Genomic DNA, 19,075 nt, shown 5'->3' with positions numbered 1-19,075 from the left:
TTTTGCGCTACTCCGCCGCGCGGCGCAGCGTCTCCACCACCGGGCGGCGCAGCACATCGCGCAGGCCCCACCATCCCGCGGCCAACGCCAGCACGGCCCCGGCCAGTGCGCCGATGATCGGCACCCACGGCGTGGCCGTCCAGGCGAAGTCGAACACGTAGCGCGCCAGCGCCCAGCCCACCGCCACCGCCACCCCGCTGGCGAGAAAGCCCGCCAGCAGCCCCACGCCGGCCAGTTCGGCCCGCTGCACCTGGCGCAGCAGGCTGGCGCGCGCGCCCACGGCCCGCATGATGGCGAACTCGCGCGCCCGCTCCTCGCGCGTGGCCGTCACGGCGGCGAACAGCACCACCAGCCCTGCGGCCAGCGTGAAGCCGAAGAGAAACTCCACCGCGCGGATCACCTGCGCGAGCACGCCCTGCACCTGGGCCAGCGTGGCGCTCATGTCCACGTTGGTGATGTTGGGAAACGCCCGCACCAGCGTGTTGTCGAAGCCCGGCGTGGCCGGCGCGCGGTAGGCCGCCAGATAGGTCACCGGCAGCTCGGGCGGCAGCTGGCCCACCGTGTACATCACGAAGAAGTTGGCGCGCAGCGAGCCCCAGTCCACCTTGCGCAGGCTGGTGATGCGCGCCTCGCTGACCACCCCGCCGATGTCAAAGCGCAGCGTGTCGCCGAGCTTCAGGCCCAGCGTCTCGGCGATGCCGTCCTCCACGCTCACCGCATCCTTCTCGCCCGGCGTCCAACGGCCGGCCACCACCGGGTTGTGGGTGGGCGCCTGCTCGGCGTTCGACAGGTTGAACTCGCGGTCGACCAGGCGCTTGGCGCGGTCGTCGGTGTAGTCGGCCGGGCCCACCTCGCGCCCGTTGATGGCCACCAGCCGGCCGCGGATCATCGGGTACCAGTCGTACTGCGACACGCCGCCGTCGCGCAGCGCTTTCTGAAAAGCCTCCGACTGGTCGGGCATGACGTTGATCACGAAGCGGTTGGGCGCATCGGCCGGGGTGGAGCGCTGCCAGCTTTCGACAAGGTCGGTGCGCAGCAGCACCAGCAGCACCAGCGCCAGCAGCCCCACCGCGAGGCTGCTGACCTGCACCACCGCATACACCGGCCGGGCCGAGATCTGCCGCGTGGCCAGCACCAGCCAGCGCGGGGCCGTGGCCTCGTTCACGCTGCGGCGCAGCAGCTTCACCGCGCCCCAGGCCAGCCCGGCGAACAGCAGCACCGCCCCCGCGAAACCGCCCACGGCGATCAGTCCCAGCTTCAGGTCGCTGCTGACCGCCAGCAGCAGCGCGGCGAACCCGGCCACGCCCACGCCCAGCACCGCCAGCGAGGCGGGTTTCAGGCCGCCCAGGTCGCGCCGGATCACGCGCAACGGCGGCACCTGCGACAGTTGCAGCACCGGCGGCAGCCCGAAGGCGAACATCAGCGTGAGGCCCATCCCGAGGCCGAACGCCACCGGCCACAGGCTGGGCGCGGGCAGCGCCGTTTCCACCAGCCCCGCCAGCAACAGCACGAACACGTGGTGCACCGCGTAGCCCAGCAGCACACCCAGTGCGCTGGCGAACAGCCCGATCAGCGCGAACTCGACCACGTAACCGCCCGCGATGGTGCGCTGGCTCTGGCCTAGCACGCGCAGCAGCGCGGCGGCATCGAGGTGCTCGTTGGCAAAGCCGCGCGCCGCCAGCGCCACGGCCACCGCCGACAGCAGCGCCGCGAGCAGCGCCACGAGGTTGAGGAATTTCTGCGCCCGGTCCAGCGTCTGGCGCATCTCGGGGCGGCCGCTGTCCAGCGACTCCACGCGCACGCCGTGCACCTCGGGCGCCTTCACCGCCTCAGCCGCCCAGTCGCCGAACTGCTGGACCGCCCGCGCCTCGCCCGCCACGGCAAAGCGGTAGGTGAGCCGGCTGGCCGGCTGCACCAGCCCGGTGGCGGGCAGGTCCAGCGCATTGACCATGACGCGCGGCGCAAAGCTCATGAAGCCCGCGCCCCGGTCGGGCTCGATGGCGATGATGCGGGCAATGCGCAACTGCGCGTCGCCCAGCAGCAGCGAATCGCCCATCTGCAGGCCCAGCGAGCCCAGCACCGGCGCATCCACCCACACTTCGCCGGGCGCCGGAATGTCGCGCGTGGCCCGCGCGGGTGCACCCGGCGCATCCGCCACCTGCAGGCTGCCACGCAGCGGGTAGCCCGGCTCCACGCTTTTGAGCGCCACCAGCCGGCTGGCGCCGCCCTGCGCATCGCTCGCGCGGCCCATGGTGGGAAAGCCCAGCGTCGTGACCGTGGACAGGCCCGCGGCCTTCGCCCGTTCGACGAACGCCGCCGGCGTGGGGTTGTCGCTGGCCACCACCACATCGCCGCCCAGCAGCTGCAGCGCATCGCGCTGCAACCCGCCCTGCAACCGATCGGCAAAGAACCCCACCGAAGTGAGGGCCGCCACGGCCAGCGTGACCGCCACGATGAGAAGGCGCAATTCGCCAGCCCGCAGATCGCGCCACAGCGTGCGCCAGCCAATTCGGAAGAAGGACAGATTCATGGGGAGCGACGTTAGCGCAAATGGGTTGGGCTTCGGGTGGGAAGGGGCTCAGGGCGAGGGGGATTTGGAATTTCGCAGCGCCCAGGGTGGATGGATGGGGAAGAAGACCCCGATGACGCCTTATGATCCGCGCCGCCAGAACGTGACTCATCCGCAACCTTCTGGCAACCAATCAAGATCAAAAAGGGAGTTATCAATGGGTTGGAATGAAACCGCGTTGAGCCTCAGCCGCGCCGTTGGCGACCGAATCGCTTTGGACGCGAGTTACCCAGCGGCGCAGTGCCTTCGGAATTTGCAGTTGGTCGATTTGCCCTATGCAATGGAGAGAAACGGTTTTCGCGTCGGCGCAGCGCTGATGAAGCGATGGTTCACCCACCCGGCATTTGCAATGCCCCCTGCATGGAAAGACCCCTCACAAAGCCAGTTGGATCATCGGACGGTAAGCGCACACTATTTGGACACAACGACAGTCCCCATGTCCTGGGCCCTATCGTTCGGAAGAACTCATGAAAAGTTGGAGGAACTCAAGCGCGCCATCCAAGGACAACTCTTGGCAAAAAGCCTTGTTGCTTCTCAAGACAGACTTTTTGGCAGATTGCAGCGGGCTGGCAAGCTGGGAACACACCCCATGGTTTTCGGCTCGGGCCTGCCGACGGTCGATTTGCATGAGACTGCACACCTGAACTCCCGCGTCGTCAGCAGCAATGGATTCGAGAAGTTAACGGACCCGATTGACGATCTTTACTGCGCACTGGGCGCGTTCACCTTGCACGCTGCCGCAGAAGGGATCGTGACGCCACTGCACCAGCAACTCGGTCCATTCACGCACCAAATTGACATTCATAGTCTGGGCTTTTACATCCGGGACTGCTATGACTTCACAGAAGATCAACCTCTTGGCAACTGGAGCACAGACGAGGTGGGAATGGCTCCCATGCCTCGCTTAGCGATGGTAGAAAATGCAAGCTTTCGCCGGTGGCGGGCGGTCCATCAACGCGGGGGCGATTTTCTGATTTTCTCAAACGTCCATTGGGAAAAGTTGAGTGCTCCAATCACGTGGTTTTTCAAAGTTCCCTGAGATGAAAGACCTATCTCCCATCAACGGACCTCGCAGTCAGAAGGCTCGACGCTGGCGCCGCCGTCTTGGCATCCTCTTCGGTGTCCTGTCAGCCACCATGGTCGCAGCCCTTTTTCTGTTGACTGAAACCTTCGACAAGGCGAGGCTGGTGCATACCGATATCTGCGGCAATGGAAACTATCGACTGGGTGTCTACAAATACAGCGGCGGCGCGGGGTATGTCGAATTAACGGACAGAGACGGCAAGGCGTTCGGTCGATCGGACTTTTCGGACGGTGCTTATCTTGATCCGGAATGGTCAAACGATTGCCTCACGGTCACTGTGGGAACCGACACAGATCGCGTGAAACTCGTGGTACCGCGTTGAAGCAGATGCATGCCCGCTTGCAGCATCTGAAATTCTCATTTATCTATTCATAAAATCATTCAAATCAGATAGTCTGAGAAGCATGCCATCCGCAGCCGGGGATCACTCCGCAAAAATCCAGACGATGCTTCGCCAAGGGCCCAAGACAGCGAATTCCCTCATGGAATTCTTGGGAACCAGCCAACCCACGGTGTCGCGCGCCCTACCGCGTCTCTGCCGAGGGCAAGGTCCAAGAACTGGGCACGCTGATTCCGGTGGCTGCGGAAGGCTTCGTGATGGTGCAGGCCGATGGTCAGCGCGTTCACAGCGACGGCTTGCCCTGGTGGATCTTCGACATGCGCCCTCAGGGTTATCTGGGGCGTGCCTTCAACCAGCGCCACGGGGGGCGTCTCGGGTTACCGGAACGGCTGAACGACTGGGGAGACACCCATGCGCTGCGCGCCCTGCTGCTTCAGGGAGACGACCTGCCGGGCAACCTTCTTTTGGGTGCGGCGGCACGCGAGCAGTTCGTCAATGCGCCAGCTCCGTTGCCCATCCCAGCGGCCAGGAGACCCCAGGCCTACGTGGAGCTTGCGGCAGCGGCAACGCGCGGCGAATTGCAGGGGTCGTCCGCAGCGGGTGAACAACCGAAATTCACTGCCTATGTGCAACCGGAAACGGGGCCGGCCGTGCACACCATCGTCAAGTTCTCCGCCTCGCTGCCGAGCTTGGTGAGCGAACGTTGGCGCGACCTCCTGCTGGCGGAACACATCGCGCTGCAGGTGCTGGGAGACGCGGGCATCCCCGCATCGCTCACCCGTGTCATCGACCATGGCACGCAGCGGTTTCTCGAAGTGCAGCGTTTCGACCGGGTGGGGGCCCTGGGTCGCCGCGCGCTGCACTCTCTCGCGGCACTCGACGCCGAGTTCATGGGCCACGGTGGCCGATGGCCAGACATCGCGCAGGCATTGGCACGCGCGCGGATCATCGTGCCCGAAGCGTTGGAGGGGGCCTGCCTGCTCTGGGCTTTCGGCACCCTGATCGGCAATACCGACATGCACAGTAGAAATCTTTCGTTCATGTCGGAACAGGGCCGCCCCTACCAGCTGGCACCCGCTTACGACATGACGCCCATGGCCTTCGCACCGACGGCCGGCGGGGATCTTCCGCAGCGCACGCTGGAGCTGAACGTGGGTCATCAAGTCCCTGCCCGGGCATGGCTCCACGCCCTGCCTCTGGCCCAGGACTTCGTGCAGCGCCTGGAGAAGGCCGAAGGCCTCAGCGGTGGATTCGGGCCTTGCCTTGCCGCCCTGCAATCGCATGTCGCCCTGGCGGCCGAGCGGATCGGTCGACTGGCTCCATGACCCTCTTTCGTCCTATCCGTCCGCGCCCCCGTACCGCACCGCCCGCGGCGGGCGGCACAGCCCCCACAGCGTGATGCCGGCCTGCTGCGCCAGGTCGATGGCCAGCGAGGTGGGGGCCGACACGGCGGCCAGCAGGGGAATGTCGAGCCGGGCGCACTTGCGCACCAGTTCGTAGCTGGCGCGGCTGGACATGACGACGAAGCCGTCCTCCCCCAGCCGACCCTGCGCGGCCAACTGGCCGATGAGCTTGTCGAGGGCGTTGTGGCGGCCCACGTCTTCGAGCAGGTCGGTCAGCTCGCCGCCTGGCGTGGCCCAGCCGGCGGCATGGACGGCGCCGGCCGCGGCATTGAGCGACTGCCGGGCGGGCATGGCGGCCACGGCGCGCAATATCGCGTCGGCAGGCAGCGCACCGGCCCAGGCGCGTTCGGTGACGCGTTCGGGCACCAGATCCAGCGCCTGCAGGCTGTCGATGCCGCACACGCCGCAACCCGTGCGGCCCGCGAGCGAGCGGCGCTTGTCTTTCAGGCGCGCGAAGCAGCGTGCCGTGATGTCCACCCGCACCTCGCACGCGGTGGCCGTACCGGCCGGGACCCCGGCGGGCGCCTGCAGCCCATGCACCTCGATGCCGTGGCAGTCGCCCGGCTGGTCGATGATCCCCTCGCTCAGGGCGAAGCCGAGGGCGAAGGCATGCAGGTCGGCGGGCGTGGCCATCATCACGGCGTGCGAGAGGCCGTTGAACACCAGGGCCACCGGTACTTCGGCGGCCACCGCGTCGTCCTCCCACATGGCAGCCACAGCACCCGGCGGGCAGGGATGGCGCTGCACGCTGCGGGTGGCCAGCGGCGTGGGCAGGGGGCGGCCTTCGTCGTCCAGGCCCTCGGGGCCGGCAGATTCTTGCGCCCCTCCCATGCCCGCCAGCTGCTGCCGCCCGGCATCGGTCAGCCAGGCCAGCCAGCGGCTGTCGTCCTGCGCCACGCGCACCCAGCCGGGGCCCGGCTGGCCGCCCACGGCCGCGCCGCTCAGCAGGTGCAGGCCGCGCAGCACGGCGCTGCCGGGCAACCCCAGGTGCTTGGCCAGGCGCGGCATGGAGACGCCCTGCGGATCGTCCAGTTCGGCCAGTGCCGACAGCAGCGCCGGTGAGAGCCCGCTGTCATGGCCCACCGGCACGGGCGGCGTCAAATGGCCGCCACGGCCGCGGGTTCCGCGGCGGCGGCCGTGTCTGCAGCATCTGCCGCCCCGGCCGCATGCGGCACCAGCACCACGGGGATCGACTTGGAGGTCGGTGTGCCCGCGTTCAGCGCCACCGACGAAAGGGGCACGAGCGGATTGGTCTCGGGGTAATAGGCAGCGAGGTTGCCGCGGGGAATGTCGTAGGCCACGAGCTTGAAGCGGTCGGCGCGGCGCTCCTGGCCGTCGCTCCACACGGTCTGGATGTCCACCCAGTCGCCGTCCTTCAGGCCGAGGGACCGAATGTCCTCCTCGTGGATGAACACTACGCGCCGCTGGCCGAACACGCCGCGGTAGCGGTCGTCGTGGCCGTAGATGGTGGTGTTGTACTGGTCGTGCGAGCGCGTGGTGAGCAGCGTGAACACGACGGTGTCGCGCCGCAGCGCGCGGGCCTGGTGCGAGGGCGTGTCCACCGGCACGGGGTGGGCGACGAAGCTGGCCTTGCGGCCGGCCGTGGCCCAGACGCGCTCGCTGGCGGTGTTGCGCAGCCGAAAGCCCCCGGGCACGGCCACGCGCTGGTTGAAGTCCTTGAAGTCGGCGAACACGGCTTCGATTTTGTCGCGGATGCGGGCATAGTCTTCGATGAGCCACAGCCACGGGGTGTGGCTGCGCCCGCCGATCGTGGCCGCGGCCAGCCGCGCGACGATGGCGGGCTCGGACAGCAGCTGGTCCGAGGCCGGCGGGTTGATGCCCATGGACAGGTGCACCATGCTCATCGAGTCCTCCACCGTCACGCCCTGCGAGCCGCCAGCCTGCATGTCGATCTCGGTGCGGCCCAGGCACGGCAGGATGAGCGCCTCGCGCCCGTGCACGATGTGGCTGCGGTTGAGCTTGGTGGTCACGTGCACCGTCAGGTCGCAGCGGCGCAGCGCCTTCCAGGTCTCATAGGTATCGGGCGTGGCGGCGGCGAAGTTGCCACCCAGGGCGAAGAACACGCGCCCCTTGCCGTCCAGCATGGCCTGGATGGCTTCCACGGTATCGACGCCGGGCTCGCGCGGGGGCTCGAAGCCGAACACCTCCTGCAGCTTGTCCAGCAGCGCGGCCGGGGGCTTTTCCCAGATGCCCATGGTGCGGTCGCCCTGCACGTTGCTGTGGCCGCGCACGGGGCACGGGCCCGCGCCGGGCCGGCCGATGTTGCCGCGCAGCAGCAGCCAGTTGACGATCATCTGGATGGTGGCCACCGAGTGCATGTGCTGGGTGATGCCCATGCCCCAGCAGGCGATCACGCTCCGGGCATTGCGGTACACCTCGGCCGCGGCGCGGATCTGCGACTCGGGCAGGCCGGACTCCTCTTCGAGCAAAGGCCACGATTCGGCGCGCAGGTCGGCCAGCAGGCCGTCGATGCCGGTGGTGTGCTCGGCGATGAAGGCATGGTCGAGCACGCCGCCGTCGCGGTCCTCGATCTCGATCAGGTGCTTCATCATCCCCTTGACCAGGGCCAGATCGCCCCCCACGCGCAGCTGGAAGTAATGCGTGCTGATGGGTGTCGAGCCCAGCGTGGCCATTTCCATCTTGCTCTGCGGGTCCTGAAAGCGCTCCAGGCCGCGTTCGCGCAGCGGGTTGAAGCTCACGATCTGCGCGCCGCGCTTGTGGGCCGCGCGCAGCTCGCCCAGCATGCGCGGGTGGTTGGTGCCGGGGTTCTGCCCGAAGATGAAGATGGCGTCTGCCTCCTCGAAGTCCTGCAGCGTGACCGTGCCCTTGCCCACGCCGATCTGTGGGCGCATGGCGCTGCCGCTGGGCTCGTGGCACATGTTGGAGCAGTCGGGAAAATTGTTGGTGCCGTATTCGCGCACGAACAGCTGGTACAGGAAGGCGGCCTCGTTGCTGGCGCGGCCCGAGGTGTAGAAGATGGCCTCGTTCGGGCTGGGCAGCGCGTTCAGGTGCCGGGCGATGAGCGCGAAGGCATCGTCCCAGGCAATGGGCACGTAGTGGTCGCTGGCCGCGTCGTACACCATGGGGTGGGTGAGCCGGCCCTGGTCTTCCAGCCAGAAGTCGCTCTGCTCGGCCAGGGCGGCCACCGAATGCCGGGCGAAAAGCTCCGGCCCCGCGCGGCGGGCGGTGGCCTCGGCCGCCACGGCCTTGGCGCCGTTCTCGCAGAACTCGAAGGTGGAGGCATGGTTGCGGTCGGGCCAGGCGCAGCCGGGGCAGTCGAACCCGTCGGGCTGGTTGGCCGACAACAGGGTCTTGGCCCCCTTGAGGGGAATGTCCTGGTACTGCAGCGCGCGGCCGACGGAGCGCAGCGCGCCCCAGCCGCCGGCCGGGCCTTTGTAGAACTCGATTTTCTTGTCGGTCATCGTGGTCTCCTGCTCATCGGCGAAACGAACGGCGAAAGGGGTGGACTCCCGAGGGAGCGACCGGGTTGGACACCGCCGCGCGCGCGGCGTTCCGCAGCGGCCACCATGCTAGGGCGTTTTGAAGGTGGCCGCAGCGTCGGCCAGGGCCGCGGCCTGCTCGCGCATGCGCAGGGCGGCGGCCGCGGCCTCCTCCACCAGCGCCGCATTCTGCTGGGTCATCTGCTCGATCCGGGCGACGCTCTGGTGGATGCCGTCGATGCCGCTGCTTTGCTGGCCGCTCGCTGCAGCAATGCCTTCGATCAGGTGCGTGACCTCGGCGATCGAGTGGGCAATGCCCTGCATGGACTGGCGCGCATCGTCCACCAGGCCGCCCCCCGCGTCTACCCGCTCGACCGATGCGGCGATGAGGCCGCGGATCTCCCGCGCGGCGTCGCCCGAGCGCTGGGCCAGCGCCCGCACCTCGCCCGCCACCACCGCAAAGCCCCGGCCCTGCTCGCCCGCACGGGCGGCCTCGACCGCAGCGTTCAGCGCCAGGATGTTGGTCTGGAAGGCGATGCCGTCGATGATGCCGATGATGTCGCGGATGCGGTGTGCGCCCTCGCGGATGTCGCCCATGGTGGCGACCACCCGCTCCACCGCAGCGCCGCTTTGCCCGGCCGCCTGCGACACCGCGCCCATGAGCCCGTTGACGCGCCGGGCGTGCTCGGCGTTCTGCCCCACCGTGGCCGTGAGCTGCTCCAGCGCCGAGGCGGCGCTGTTGACTTCGCCGGCCTGCTGCTCGGTGCGCGTGGCCAGATCGCCGTTGCCGGCCGCGATCTCGCTGGTGGACAGGCGCAGCCCGTCCGCGCCCCGCCGCACGTTGCCCACCAGTCCGGCCAGCCCCACGCCGATGCCGTTGATGGCCTGCAGCATCTGCCCCACCTCGTCGCGCCGGGCCACATGCATCTGGGTGGTGAGGTCGCCGGCGGCGATGCGCTGCGCCGCTGCGCGGCCCTGCGCCACCGGCCGGGCAATGCCGCGCTGCACCATGCCGTAGATCGCCGCCGCTGCCAGCAGCGGCAGGCCCGCCACCACCGCTACCCAACTGGCAGGCAGTGGCGCCAGCACCAGCCAGGCCAGCGCCCACAGCGCGTACTGCACCGCCAGCACCAGCAGGGCCAGCCGGCCCGCCAGGTTCAAAGCGGGAATCTCGCTGACATCCAGGCCCACGTAGAGCACGCCCACCACGTGGCCGGACGCATCGCGCACCGGATCGTAACGGGTCATGTTCTGCCGGCCGAACACCGTGGCGTAGCCGGCATAGCCGCGCCCCGCCAGCAGGTTGGCATAGGCCGGGTGGGAGCGGTCGAGCAACGTGCCCACCGCGCGCTCGCCGTCCTGCTTGCGCACCGAGGTGGCGACGCGGACGAAGTCGTTGCCCTGCCGGGCGAACACGGTGGCGCGCACGCCGGTCTGCGCGGTGAAGCGGTCGGCCACCGAGAAGTCGCCGTTCAGCAGGCGCCCGGCGCAACGCAGCAGCGGCGCCTGAGCGGCGCCACCCTGCGGTGGCTCGAGCGTGAAGCGGCCCGCGTGCTCGGCGGCGAACCGTGCCGCGGCGGCGTTGATCCGCCGGTGAAGGGAGCCTGGCAGCACCATGGTGCCCGGCCCTTACTGGAAGAACTTGGCCGCGCTCACCAGGGTCTTGTAGATGCCCCAGGCCAGGGGAATGCCCACCGCAGCCCAGGCGAACGCCACCAGTGCCGGGCTGGTGGAGCTGCCGGCCCCGGTGCCCGAGCCCACTTCGGCCGCCAGCGATTTCTCGTGCGCGAGCTTTTTCTCGTGCGCCAGCTCTTCATCGGTCATGAACCACTTGTCGGCCAGCGGGCGCACCAGCAGGTTGGCGATCAGGCCGATGACCAGCATGCCCACCAGGATGTACATGGTCTGGTTGTAGACCTGCTCGCGCGGCAGGCCCAGGCCCAGCTGGTATTCGCGCATGTAGTTGACAACCACCGGGCCCAGAATGCCCGCGGTGGCCCAGGCGGTGAGCAGGCGGCCGTGGATGGCGCCCACGAACTGCGTGCCGAACAGATCGGCCAGGTACGCCGGCACCGTGGCGAAACCGCCGCCGTACATCGACAGGATGATGCAGAACGCGCCCACGAACAGCAGCTTGCTGCCGGCCCCGGCCGAGCTGGGGATGCTGGCGTACAGCAGGCCGCCCAGCACGAAGAACACCACGTAGGTCATCTTGCGGCCCAGCTTGTCCGACAGGCTGGCCCAGAAGAACCGGCCGCCGATGTTGAACAGCGACAGCAGCGCGGTGAAGCCGCCGGCCACGGCGGCGATGGCCGCCAGCTGCGCCTTGTCGAGTTCGCCGAACTTCTGCGGCACGCCGATGAGCGCGCCGCCGAACACCTCCTGCAGCATCGGCGAGGCCATGCCGATCACGCCGATGCCCGCGCTCACGTTCATGCACAGTACCACCCAGACCAGCCAGAACTGCGGAATGCCCCAGACGCGCTTCACGTGCACGTGGCGCTGCGTGATCATGGTGTTGGCGCTGGGCGGCGGCGGGGTCCAGCCGGCCGGCTTCCAGCCCGTGGCGGGCACGCGGTAGCCCAGGGCGCCGGCCATCATGAAGACGAAGTACAGGAGCGCCATGACCACGAAGGTCTGCATCACGCCCACGTCGGTGGGAGTGGAAAACCGCTTCATCAGGTCCACCGCGAGGGGCGAGCCGATCATCGCGCCGCCGCCGAAGCCCATGATGGCCATGCCGGTCGCCATGCCCCGCCGGTCGGGAAACCATTTGATGAGCGTGGACACCGGCGAGATGTAGCCCAGCCCCAGGCCGATCCCGCCGATGACGCCCGAGCCGAGGATCATCAGCCAGAACTGGTGCAGGTGGATGCCCAGCGCCGACAGCAGCATGCCGCCGCACCAGCACACCGCGGACACGACACCCGCCTTGCGCGGACCGGCGCGCTCCAGCCAGCCGCCCCAGATGGCGGCAGAGCAGCCCAGGAACACGAAAAACAGGGTGTACATCCAGCCCAGCGTGGCCACGCGCCAGTCGCAGCCGGAGGCGAACAGCTCCGCGAAGAAGCTCATGTCCTTGGGGCAGGCAGCGCCGGTGCCGGCCGTGGAGAGGGCCTTGGACAGCGGCAGCCAGAACACGGAGAACCCGTAAGCCATGCCGATGCAAAGGTGGATCGCCAAGGCCGCCGGAGGAACGAGCCACCGGTTGAAGCCGGGACCGGCAATGATGCGTTCCTTGTCCAGAAAACCGGGTTGTGTGGATGACATGCCACTCCTCTCTGCTGTGCTCTTTTTCGACGTCCGCGCGCCACCCTGGCACGGGTTCTCGATCCAGTGTCAGCGCATTGCTTGAGCTACGTCAAGACACATTGCACACAACGCGACATGTTTTTCCGCGCTGTCAGGAAGCAGAAAGGACAGCAGTGCAGGCGAAGCCGCCGGTCGTCCGGCCGCGGCCGCCTCAGGTGGTCTTGCTGATGGAGATGGTGGGGAATTTCGACGAGAAGTCCTTGGCCTGCTGCGCCACCTTGACCGCCACGTCGCGCGCCATCTTCTTGTAGATGCGGGCCACCTCGCCATCGGGGTCGGCCACCACGGTGGGGGTGCCGGTGTCGGCCTGCAGGCGGATCTGCATGTCCAGCGGCAGCGCGCCCAGGTAGGCCATGCCGTATTCCGCCGCCATGCGCTGGCCGCCGCCCTCGCCGAAGATGTGCTCGGCGTGGCCGCACTGGCTGCACACGTGCACCGCCATGTTCTCGACGATCCCGAGGATGGGCACGCCCACCTTCTCGAACATCTTGATACCCTTCTTGGCATCCAGCAATGCGATGTCCTGCGGCGTGGTGACGATCACCGCGCCGGTAATGGGCACGCGCTGGCTCAGCGTGAGCTGGATGTCGCCGGTGCCGGGCGGCATGTCCACGATGAGGTAGTCCAGGTCCTTCCAGTGGGTTTGCCGCAGCAGCTGCTCCAGCGCCTGGGTGGCCATGGGGCCACGCCAGATCATGGCCTGGTCGGCATCGATCAGGAACCCGATCGACATCACCTGCACGCCGTGATTGCGCATCGGCTCCATGGTCTTGCCGTCGGCGCTTTCGGGCTTGCCCTCGATGCCGAGCATCATGGGCTGGCTGGGGCCGTAGATGTCGGCATCCAGCACGCCGACGCTGGCGCCCTCGGCCGCGAGCGCCAGGGCCAGGTTGGCGGCGGTGGTGCTCTTGCCCACGCCGCCCTTGCCGGAGGCCACGGCGATGATGTTCTTGACCTGCGGCAGCAACTGCACGCCGCGCTGCACCGCATGCGCGACGACTTGGCTGGTGATGCGCACCGCCACCTGCTCCACGCCAGCGACGGCCTGGGCCGCGGCGGTCAACTGGCGTTCCAGTTCGGGCACCAGGCTCTTGGCCGGGTAGCCCAGCTCGACGTCGAACGCCACGTCGCCACCGGCGATGCGCACGTTGCGCACCGCCCGCGCACTGACGAAATCCTTGCCGGTGTGCGGATCGCTTACGCTCGCGAGCGCCGCCAACAGCGCCTGTTCTGTGACTGCCATGCCAATAACTCCTTGAGGGGCCGGTAGTCTATTCCCTGATCTCCCAACCCCGCAGGGCCGAGGACAATGCACCGTTGCCGCGCTCGCCCACGCCTGCCCACCCGTTCAGTACAAGGATTCCCGTGAAATTCAAGATGGCCCCCAACTCCCTGTTCGCGATCCTGCTGCGTTCGCCCTGGTGGATCAGTTGGTCGGTGGCCGGTCTGATCGCGCTGGTGTGCGGCGCCCTGCTGCCCTCGCACATCGCCCCGTACGCCGCGGTGGGCGCCCTGCCGATCTTCGGCGTGGGCTGCCTGGCCGCCTGGCGCCAATGGCGCGCGCCCAGCAGCGCGCGGGTGCAGGCCGTGCTGGGGCAGGCGGCGGAGATGCCCTGGCGCACCTTTGCGGACGCGCTGGAGCGCGCCTGGCAGGCCGAGGGCTACGCGGTGCGCCGCCTCACCGGCCTGCAGGCCGATTTCCGCCTGGAGAAAGCGGGCCAGACGGCCCTGGTGAGCGCACGCCGCTGGAAGGCCGCCACCCATGGCATCGAGCCGCTGCGCGACCTGCAGGCGGCCGCCCGGGCGCAGGACGTGCCGGCCAGCACCTACATCGCGATGCAGGGCACAGTGAGCGATAACGCCCGCGGCTATGCCCGCGAGCACGGCATCACGCTGATGGAGGGGGAGGCCCTGGCCGCCCTGCTGCTGAAGGCGCCCCGCACCGCAACCGCCCGGTGATCCGACGCCGGGTACGACCACCGATCCGCCGAGGCCCGCCATGCCCCCTTCCGCCGCAGCCCCCGCCGCCAAACCCGTCTCGCCCCGCCCCATCGGCCTGGTGCTGACCGGCGGCGGGGCCCGCGCGGCCTACCAGGTGGGCGTGCTGGAGGCGATCTCCGACCTGCGCATGGCGTGCGGCGCGGGGCGCGAACCCAACCCGTTTCCGATCATCACCGGCACCTCGGCCGGCGCCATCAACGCGGCCGCCCTCGCCTGCGGGGCGGACCAGTTCGACCGGGCCGTGCGCCGCATCGCCCGCGTGTGGCGCAATTTCCACGCGCAACAGGTGTACCGGGCCGACTCGCTGAGCGTGATGCGCAGCGGCGCGGGCTGGCTCACCCTGATGTCGCTGGGCTGGCTGCTGGCGCGCTGGCGGCGCATGCGGCCGCGCTCGCTGCTGGACAACTCGCCGCTCACCGGCCTACTCACGCAACTGGTGCCGCTGGTGCGGCTGCCCCGGCTGATCCGCCAGGGGCACCTGCAGGCGCTGGCCATCACCGCCTCCAGTTACAGCTCGGGCGAGCACGTGACCTTCTTCGAGGCCACGCAGGCGCAGCAGCCCTGGGTGCGCTCGCAGCGCAAGGCCACGCGCGACCGCATCACGCACGACCACCTGCTGGCGTCGTCGGCCATTCCGTTCGTCTTTCCCGCCACGGCGCTGGGCATCGACGGCCACACCGAATACTTCGGTGACGGATCGATGCGTCAGTCCGCCCCGATCGCGCCGGCCATCCATCTGGGCGCCGAACGCATCCTGGTGGTGGGCGCGGGCCGCATGCACGAACCGGCGGGCGAGGCGCTGCACAGCGATGCGCCGGCCTACCCGTCACTCGCGCAGATCGCCGGGCACACGCTGTCCAACATCTTCCTGGACGCCCTGTCGGTGGATGTGGAGCGCGCCCAGCGCATCAACCAGACGCTGTCCCTCATCCCGCCCGAAGTGCGCGCGCACAGCCCCTTGCGCCCGCTGGAACTGCTGGTGATCGCGCCTTCGCAGCGCCTGGATGCGGTGGCCGCCCGCTACGTGGGCGAGCTGCCCCGCCCCATCCGCACGCTGCTGGGAGGCCTGGGCGTGACCTCCAACATGCAGGACGTGCGCGGCGCCGCGCTGGCCAGCTACCTGCTGTTCGAGGCCGGCTACACGCGCGAACTCATGGCCCTCGGCCGCGCGGACGCCCTGGCGCGCCGCAGCGAGATCTGCCGCTTCTTCGGCTGGGCCGACGCGGGCAACGCGGTGCGGGCGCCTGCCGTTTGAGCCCGCACACCCGGCCCGGAGTCACCCCTCCTGTCGGAGCCAACCGATGCCCTTCGCGCCCCGCCCCCACTTCCCATCGGCCATCGCCCGCACGGCCCGCACCGGCCTGGCGGCGGCCGCGATCGCCGCGCTGACCGCCGGCTGCACGCATCCACCGGCCGGCCCGAAGGCGGCGGCTGTCGCCCCCGCCGCGGCGCCGCCGGCCACGGCCGAAGCCCCACCCGCCCCCACTCCATGCCCCACAGGCCTGCCCGCCGCTACGCGCTGCCTGAGCGGGCAGGACTCGGCCGGCGCCCACTACCTGATCGCCATCCCCGCGGACTGGAACGGCACGCTGGTGTTGCACGCCCACGGCGGCCCCACGCTCGGCGCGCCACGCCTGTCGCGCACGGTGGAAGACCTGGAGCGCTGGGCCATAGTGCCGCGCGCCGGCTACGCCTGGGCCGGCTCCACCTACCGCCAGGGCGGCGTGGCGGTACACGCCGCGGCCGAAGACACCGAGCGGCTGCGGCGCATCTTCGTGCAGCACGTGGCCGCGCCGCGCATGACGCTGCTGCACGGCCAGTCGTGGGGCGCCAGTGTGGCCGCCGTAGGCGCATCGCTCTTCACCGACGATGGCCACGGCAAACGCCCCTACGACGGCGTGCTGCTCACCAGCGGCGTGCTGGCCGGCGGCAGCCGGGCGTACGACTTCCGGCTCGACCTGCGGGTGATCTACCAGGTGCTGTGCGCCAACCACCCGCTGCCCGCCGAACCCCAGTACCCGCTGTGGATGGGCCTGCTGCCCGATGCCACGCTGAAACCCGCCGACCTGAAACGCCGCGTGGACGGCTGCCTGGGCCTGGAACGGCCCGCGGCGCAGCGCACGGCCGCGCAGCAGTCGCGCGTGCAGACCATCGTGCAGACCGTGCGCATCCGCGAAAGCGCCATCCACGGCCACCTGAACTGGGCCACCTGGCACTTCCAGGACATCGTGCAGCGGCGCACCGGCGGCGCCAACCCCTTCGGCAACCGGGGCGCGGTGTACACCGGCTCGAGCGACGATGCCGCGCTCAACCGCAGCGTGCAGCGCTACCGCGCCGATCCGCAGGCCGTGGCCACCTTCGCGCGCGACACCGACCCCGACGGGCGCATCCCGGTGCCGGTGCTGACCGTGCACGGCGTGGACGATCCCACCGCCTTCGTCGAGATGGAGGACAGCTTTCGCCGCACGATGGAGCGCGCCGGCACGGCCGGCCACCTGGTGCAGACCTTCACGGCCGACAAATCCCACAGCTACCTGACCGATGCCGCCTATCCCACGCTGCTGGCGGCGCTCGGCCAGTGGGTGCGCGGCGGCCCGGCCCCCACGCCGGCAGGCATCGCCGCGCAATGCCCGGGCGTGCAGGCGACGTTCGGCGGCGAGTGCCGGTTCCTGCCCGGGTACCGGCCGCAGCCGCTGGAGCCCCGGGTGACGCCGCGCGAGCGGCCATGAGGCCCCTGCGGGCAGCCCCGGCCGCGCGGGCCGGGGCGAGCGCCTAAAATCCGCGGCTTGTCCGCGTTTTTCGCGGCCCACCCCGAACGCCCGCACCCGATGACCGCACGCAAGATCTTCGTCACCACCGCCCTGCCGTATGCCAACGGCAACTTCCACATCGGCCACATCATGGAATACATCCAGGCCGACATCTGGGTGCGGTATCAAAGAATGCAGGGCGCCCAGGTGAACTTCGTGGGCGCGGACGATGCCCACGGCGCGCCGATCATGATCGCGGCCGAGAAGGCCGGCAAGACGCCCCAGCAGTTCGTGGCCGACATCGCCGCCGGCCGCAAGCCCTACCTGGACGGTTTTCACATCGCGTTCGACAACTGGCACAACACCGACGCGCCCGAGAACCACGCGCTCGCCCAGCAGATCTACCGCGACCTCAAGGCCAACGGCCTCATCGAGACGCGCACCATCGAGCAGTTCTTCGACCCCGAGAAGAACATGTTCCTGCCCGACCGCTTCATCAAGGGCGAATGCCCCCGGTGCCACGCCAAGGACCAGTACGGCGACAACTGCGAGAACTGCGGCGCCGTCTATGCACCCACCGACCTCATCCAGCCCTTCTCGGCGCTGTCGGGCGCCAAGCCGGTGCTGAAGAGCTCGGAGCATTTCTTCTTCAAGCTCTCCGACCCACGCTGCGTCGATTTTTTGCAGGAATGGACGCAGAACGGCGTGCACGTGCAGCCCGAGGTGGCCAACAAGGTCAAGGAATGGTTCACCGTGCGCACCAACCCGGACGGCAGCACCAGCGAGGGCCTGGGCGACTGGGACATCAGCCGCGACGCGCCCTACTTCGGCATCGAGATCCCCGATGCGCCGGGCAAGTACTTCTACGTGTGGCTCGATGCACCCGTGGGCTACCTCGCCTCGCTCAAGAACCTGCTGGAAAAGCGCGGCGAAGACTACGAGGCCTACATGGCCGACCCGCTGCTTGAGCAGTACCACTTCATCGGCAAGGACATCGTCACCTTCCACACCCTGTTCTGGCCCGCCATGCTGAAGTTCAGCGGCCGCAAGACGCCCGACAAGATCTGCGTGCACGGCTTTCTCACCGTGAACAACGGCGAGAAGATGAGCAAGAGCCGCGGCACGGGCCTGGACCCGCTCAAGTACCTGGGCCTGTCGATGAACCCCGAATGGCTGCGCTACTACATCGCCGCCAAGCTCAATGGCCGCAACGAGGACATCGACTTCAACCCCGAAGATTTCATGGCCCGGGTCAACAGCGACCTGATCGGCAAGTTCGTCAACATCGCCTCGCGCGCGGCCGGCTTCATCGCCAAGCGTTTCGGCGGCCAGCTGGGCGCCATGAGCGGCGACGGCCAGGCCCTGCTCGCCACGCTGGCGGGCCAGGGCGGCACCATCGCCGAGGCCCTCGAAAAGCGCGACACCGCCCGCGCCCTGCGCGAGGTGATGCTGCTGGCCGACCGCGTGAACGAGTACGTGGACGCCAACAAGCCCTGGGAACTGGCCAAGCAGGATGGCATGGACGCGCGCCTGCAGGACGTGTGCACAACCTGCATCGAGGCCTTCCGCGTGCTCGCCATCTACCTCAAGCCCGTGCTGCCCGCCCTGGCCGCGCAGGTCGAAGCCTTCCTGAACGTCGCGCCGCTCGCCTTTGCCGATGCGCAGACGCTGCTGGGCGCCGGCCACACCATCGGCACCTACCAGCATCTGATGCAGCGCGTGGACGTGAAGCAGCTCGACGCCCTGTTCGAGCCGCCCGCGGCGCCTGAGCCCGAAAAGACCGTGCCCGGCGGCGAGGAGATCGCGCCCGCCATCACCATCGACGACTTCGCCAAGATCGACCTGCGCATCGCGCAGATCGTGAACTGCGAGCCGGTCGAAGGCTCGACCAAGCTGCTGCGCCTGACGCTCGACGTGGGCGAAGGCCGCCACCGGAATGTGTTCAGCGGCATCGCCAGCGCATACCAGCCCGCCGACCTGATCGGCAAGCTCACCGTGATGGTGGCCAACCTCGCCCCGCGCAAGATGAAGTTCGGCATCAGCGAGGGGATGGTGCTGGCCGCCAGCCATGGCGATGAGAAGGCCCACCCCGGCATCCACGTGCTGGAACCCTGGCCTGGCGCCACACCGGGTATGCGCGTTCGCTGAGCGGGCC

General features: G+C 69.0%; 13 protein-coding genes. 7 read left to right on the top strand and 6 right to left on the bottom strand.

The genetic code is table 11. From position 1 onward, the window contains the following. Window positions 1-7: 7 nt before the first annotated feature. Window positions 8-2,530 carry an FtsX-like permease family protein gene (locus R1Z03_RS01970; protein WP_317356396.1) on the bottom strand — a complete coding sequence of 841 codons (2,523 nt, stop codon included), beginning with the start codon at window positions 2,528-2,530 and terminating at the stop codon, window positions 8-10. Between R1Z03_RS01970 and R1Z03_RS01965 the strand changes: the two genes are divergently transcribed. From R1Z03_RS01965 to yjjJ, 3 genes are all read left to right on the top strand, one after another. Then, window positions 2,529-3,608: a DUF6402 family protein gene (locus R1Z03_RS01965; protein ID WP_317356393.1), complete on the top strand. Its 1,080-nt coding sequence runs from the start codon at window positions 2,529-2,531 to the stop codon at window positions 3,606-3,608. The genes R1Z03_RS01970 and R1Z03_RS01965 overlap by 2 nt on opposite strands. 1 nt (window position 3,609) lies before the next feature. Continuing rightward, complete coding sequence (locus tag R1Z03_RS01960) at window positions 3,610-3,975, top strand: hypothetical protein (protein ID WP_317356392.1); 366 nt, start codon at window positions 3,610-3,612, stop codon at window positions 3,973-3,975. 254 nt (window positions 3,976-4,229) lie between these two features. Further along, on the top strand, window positions 4,230-5,318 hold the full coding sequence (gene yjjJ, locus R1Z03_RS01955) for a type II toxin-antitoxin system HipA family toxin YjjJ (protein WP_317356388.1): 1,089 nt from the start codon (window positions 4,230-4,232) through the stop codon (window positions 5,316-5,318). 12 nt (window positions 5,319-5,330) lie between these two features. On the opposite strand, the gene fdhD is transcribed toward yjjJ, so the two are convergent. From fdhD to apbC, 5 genes are all read right to left on the bottom strand, one after another. Then, window positions 5,331-6,227 (bottom strand): formate dehydrogenase accessory sulfurtransferase FdhD, encoded by an 897-nt coding sequence (fdhD, locus tag R1Z03_RS01950; protein WP_372588262.1) that lies wholly within the window; start codon window positions 6,225-6,227, stop codon window positions 5,331-5,333. Between the two features lie 266 nt (window positions 6,228-6,493). After that, window positions 6,494-8,839: an FdhF/YdeP family oxidoreductase gene (locus R1Z03_RS01945; RefSeq protein WP_317356382.1), complete on the bottom strand. Its 2,346-nt coding sequence runs from the start codon at window positions 8,837-8,839 to the stop codon at window positions 6,494-6,496. 108 nt (window positions 8,840-8,947) lie between these two features. Then, complete coding sequence (locus tag R1Z03_RS01940) at window positions 8,948-10,474, bottom strand: methyl-accepting chemotaxis protein (protein WP_317356379.1); 1,527 nt, start codon at window positions 10,472-10,474, stop codon at window positions 8,948-8,950. 12 nt (window positions 10,475-10,486) lie between these two features. Next, on the bottom strand, window positions 10,487-12,127 hold the full coding sequence (locus R1Z03_RS01935) for an OFA family MFS transporter (protein ID WP_272564975.1): 1,641 nt from the start codon (window positions 12,125-12,127) through the stop codon (window positions 10,487-10,489). Window positions 12,128-12,320: 193 nt separating this feature from the next. Next, window positions 12,321-13,412 (bottom strand): iron-sulfur cluster carrier protein ApbC, encoded by a 1,092-nt coding sequence (apbC, locus tag R1Z03_RS01930; RefSeq protein ID WP_317356374.1) that lies wholly within the window; start codon window positions 13,410-13,412, stop codon window positions 12,321-12,323. A 134-nt stretch (window positions 13,413-13,546) separates the two neighbouring features. Between apbC and R1Z03_RS01925 the strand changes: the two genes are divergently transcribed. The 4 genes from R1Z03_RS01925 to metG all read left to right on the top strand — a co-directional run bounded on the left by R1Z03_RS01925 (window position 13,547) and on the right by metG (window position 19,068). After that, entirely contained in the window at window positions 13,547-14,128 is a 582-nt protein-coding gene (locus tag R1Z03_RS01925) for a restriction endonuclease (RefSeq protein ID WP_317360207.1), read from the top strand. A 40-nt stretch (window positions 14,129-14,168) separates the two neighbouring features. Then, complete coding sequence (locus R1Z03_RS01920) at window positions 14,169-15,425, top strand: patatin-like phospholipase family protein (protein WP_317356371.1); 1,257 nt, start codon at window positions 14,169-14,171, stop codon at window positions 15,423-15,425. A 46-nt stretch (window positions 15,426-15,471) separates the two neighbouring features. Then, complete coding sequence (locus R1Z03_RS01915) at window positions 15,472-16,899, top strand: hypothetical protein (protein WP_317356368.1); 1,428 nt, start codon at window positions 15,472-15,474, stop codon at window positions 16,897-16,899. 99 nt (window positions 16,900-16,998) lie between these two features. Continuing rightward, complete coding sequence (metG, locus tag R1Z03_RS01910; protein ID WP_317356363.1) at window positions 16,999-19,068, top strand: methionine--tRNA ligase; 2,070 nt, start codon at window positions 16,999-17,001, stop codon at window positions 19,066-19,068. Window positions 19,069-19,075: the final 7 nt, after the last annotated feature.

This window comes from Acidovorax sp. BLS4 (assembly GCF_032929295.1).
Lineage (GTDB): Bacteria > Pseudomonadota > Gammaproteobacteria > Burkholderiales > Burkholderiaceae_C > Paracidovorax.
Note: the sequence above shows the minus strand (reverse complement) of the source record. Positions and strands in the feature narration are given on the sequence as shown.

Bases quoted from the DNA above. Each gene is read 5' to 3' on its own strand.
- R1Z03_RS01965 (WP_317356393.1), top strand. From the start codon at position 2,529: ATGGGGAGCGACGTTAGCGCAAATGGGTTGGGCTTCGGGTGGGAAGGG.
- R1Z03_RS01970 (WP_317356396.1), bottom strand. From the start codon at position 2,530: ATGAATCTGTCCTTCTTCCGAATTGGCTGGCGCACGCTGTGGCGCGAT.
- R1Z03_RS01960 (WP_317356392.1), top strand. From the start codon at position 3,610: ATGAAAGACCTATCTCCCATCAACGGACCTCGCAGTCAGAAGGCTCGA.
- fdhD (WP_372588262.1), bottom strand. From the start codon at position 6,227: ATGGGAGGGGCGCAAGAATCTGCCGGCCCCGAGGGCCTGGACGACGAA.
- R1Z03_RS01945 (WP_317356382.1), bottom strand. From the start codon at position 8,839: ATGACCGACAAGAAAATCGAGTTCTACAAAGGCCCGGCCGGCGGCTGG.
- R1Z03_RS01940 (WP_317356379.1), bottom strand. From the start codon at position 10,474: ATGGTGCTGCCAGGCTCCCTTCACCGGCGGATCAACGCCGCCGCGGCA.
- R1Z03_RS01935 (WP_272564975.1), bottom strand. From the start codon at position 12,127: ATGTCATCCACACAACCCGGTTTTCTGGACAAGGAACGCATCATTGCC.
- apbC (WP_317356374.1), bottom strand. From the start codon at position 13,412: ATGGCAGTCACAGAACAGGCGCTGTTGGCGGCGCTCGCGAGCGTAAGC.
- R1Z03_RS01925 (WP_317360207.1), top strand. From the start codon at position 13,547: ATGGCCCCCAACTCCCTGTTCGCGATCCTGCTGCGTTCGCCCTGGTGG.
- R1Z03_RS01920 (WP_317356371.1), top strand. From the start codon at position 14,169: ATGCCCCCTTCCGCCGCAGCCCCCGCCGCCAAACCCGTCTCGCCCCGC.
- R1Z03_RS01915 (WP_317356368.1), top strand. From the start codon at position 15,472: ATGCCCTTCGCGCCCCGCCCCCACTTCCCATCGGCCATCGCCCGCACG.
- metG (WP_317356363.1), top strand. From the start codon at position 16,999: ATGACCGCACGCAAGATCTTCGTCACCACCGCCCTGCCGTATGCCAAC.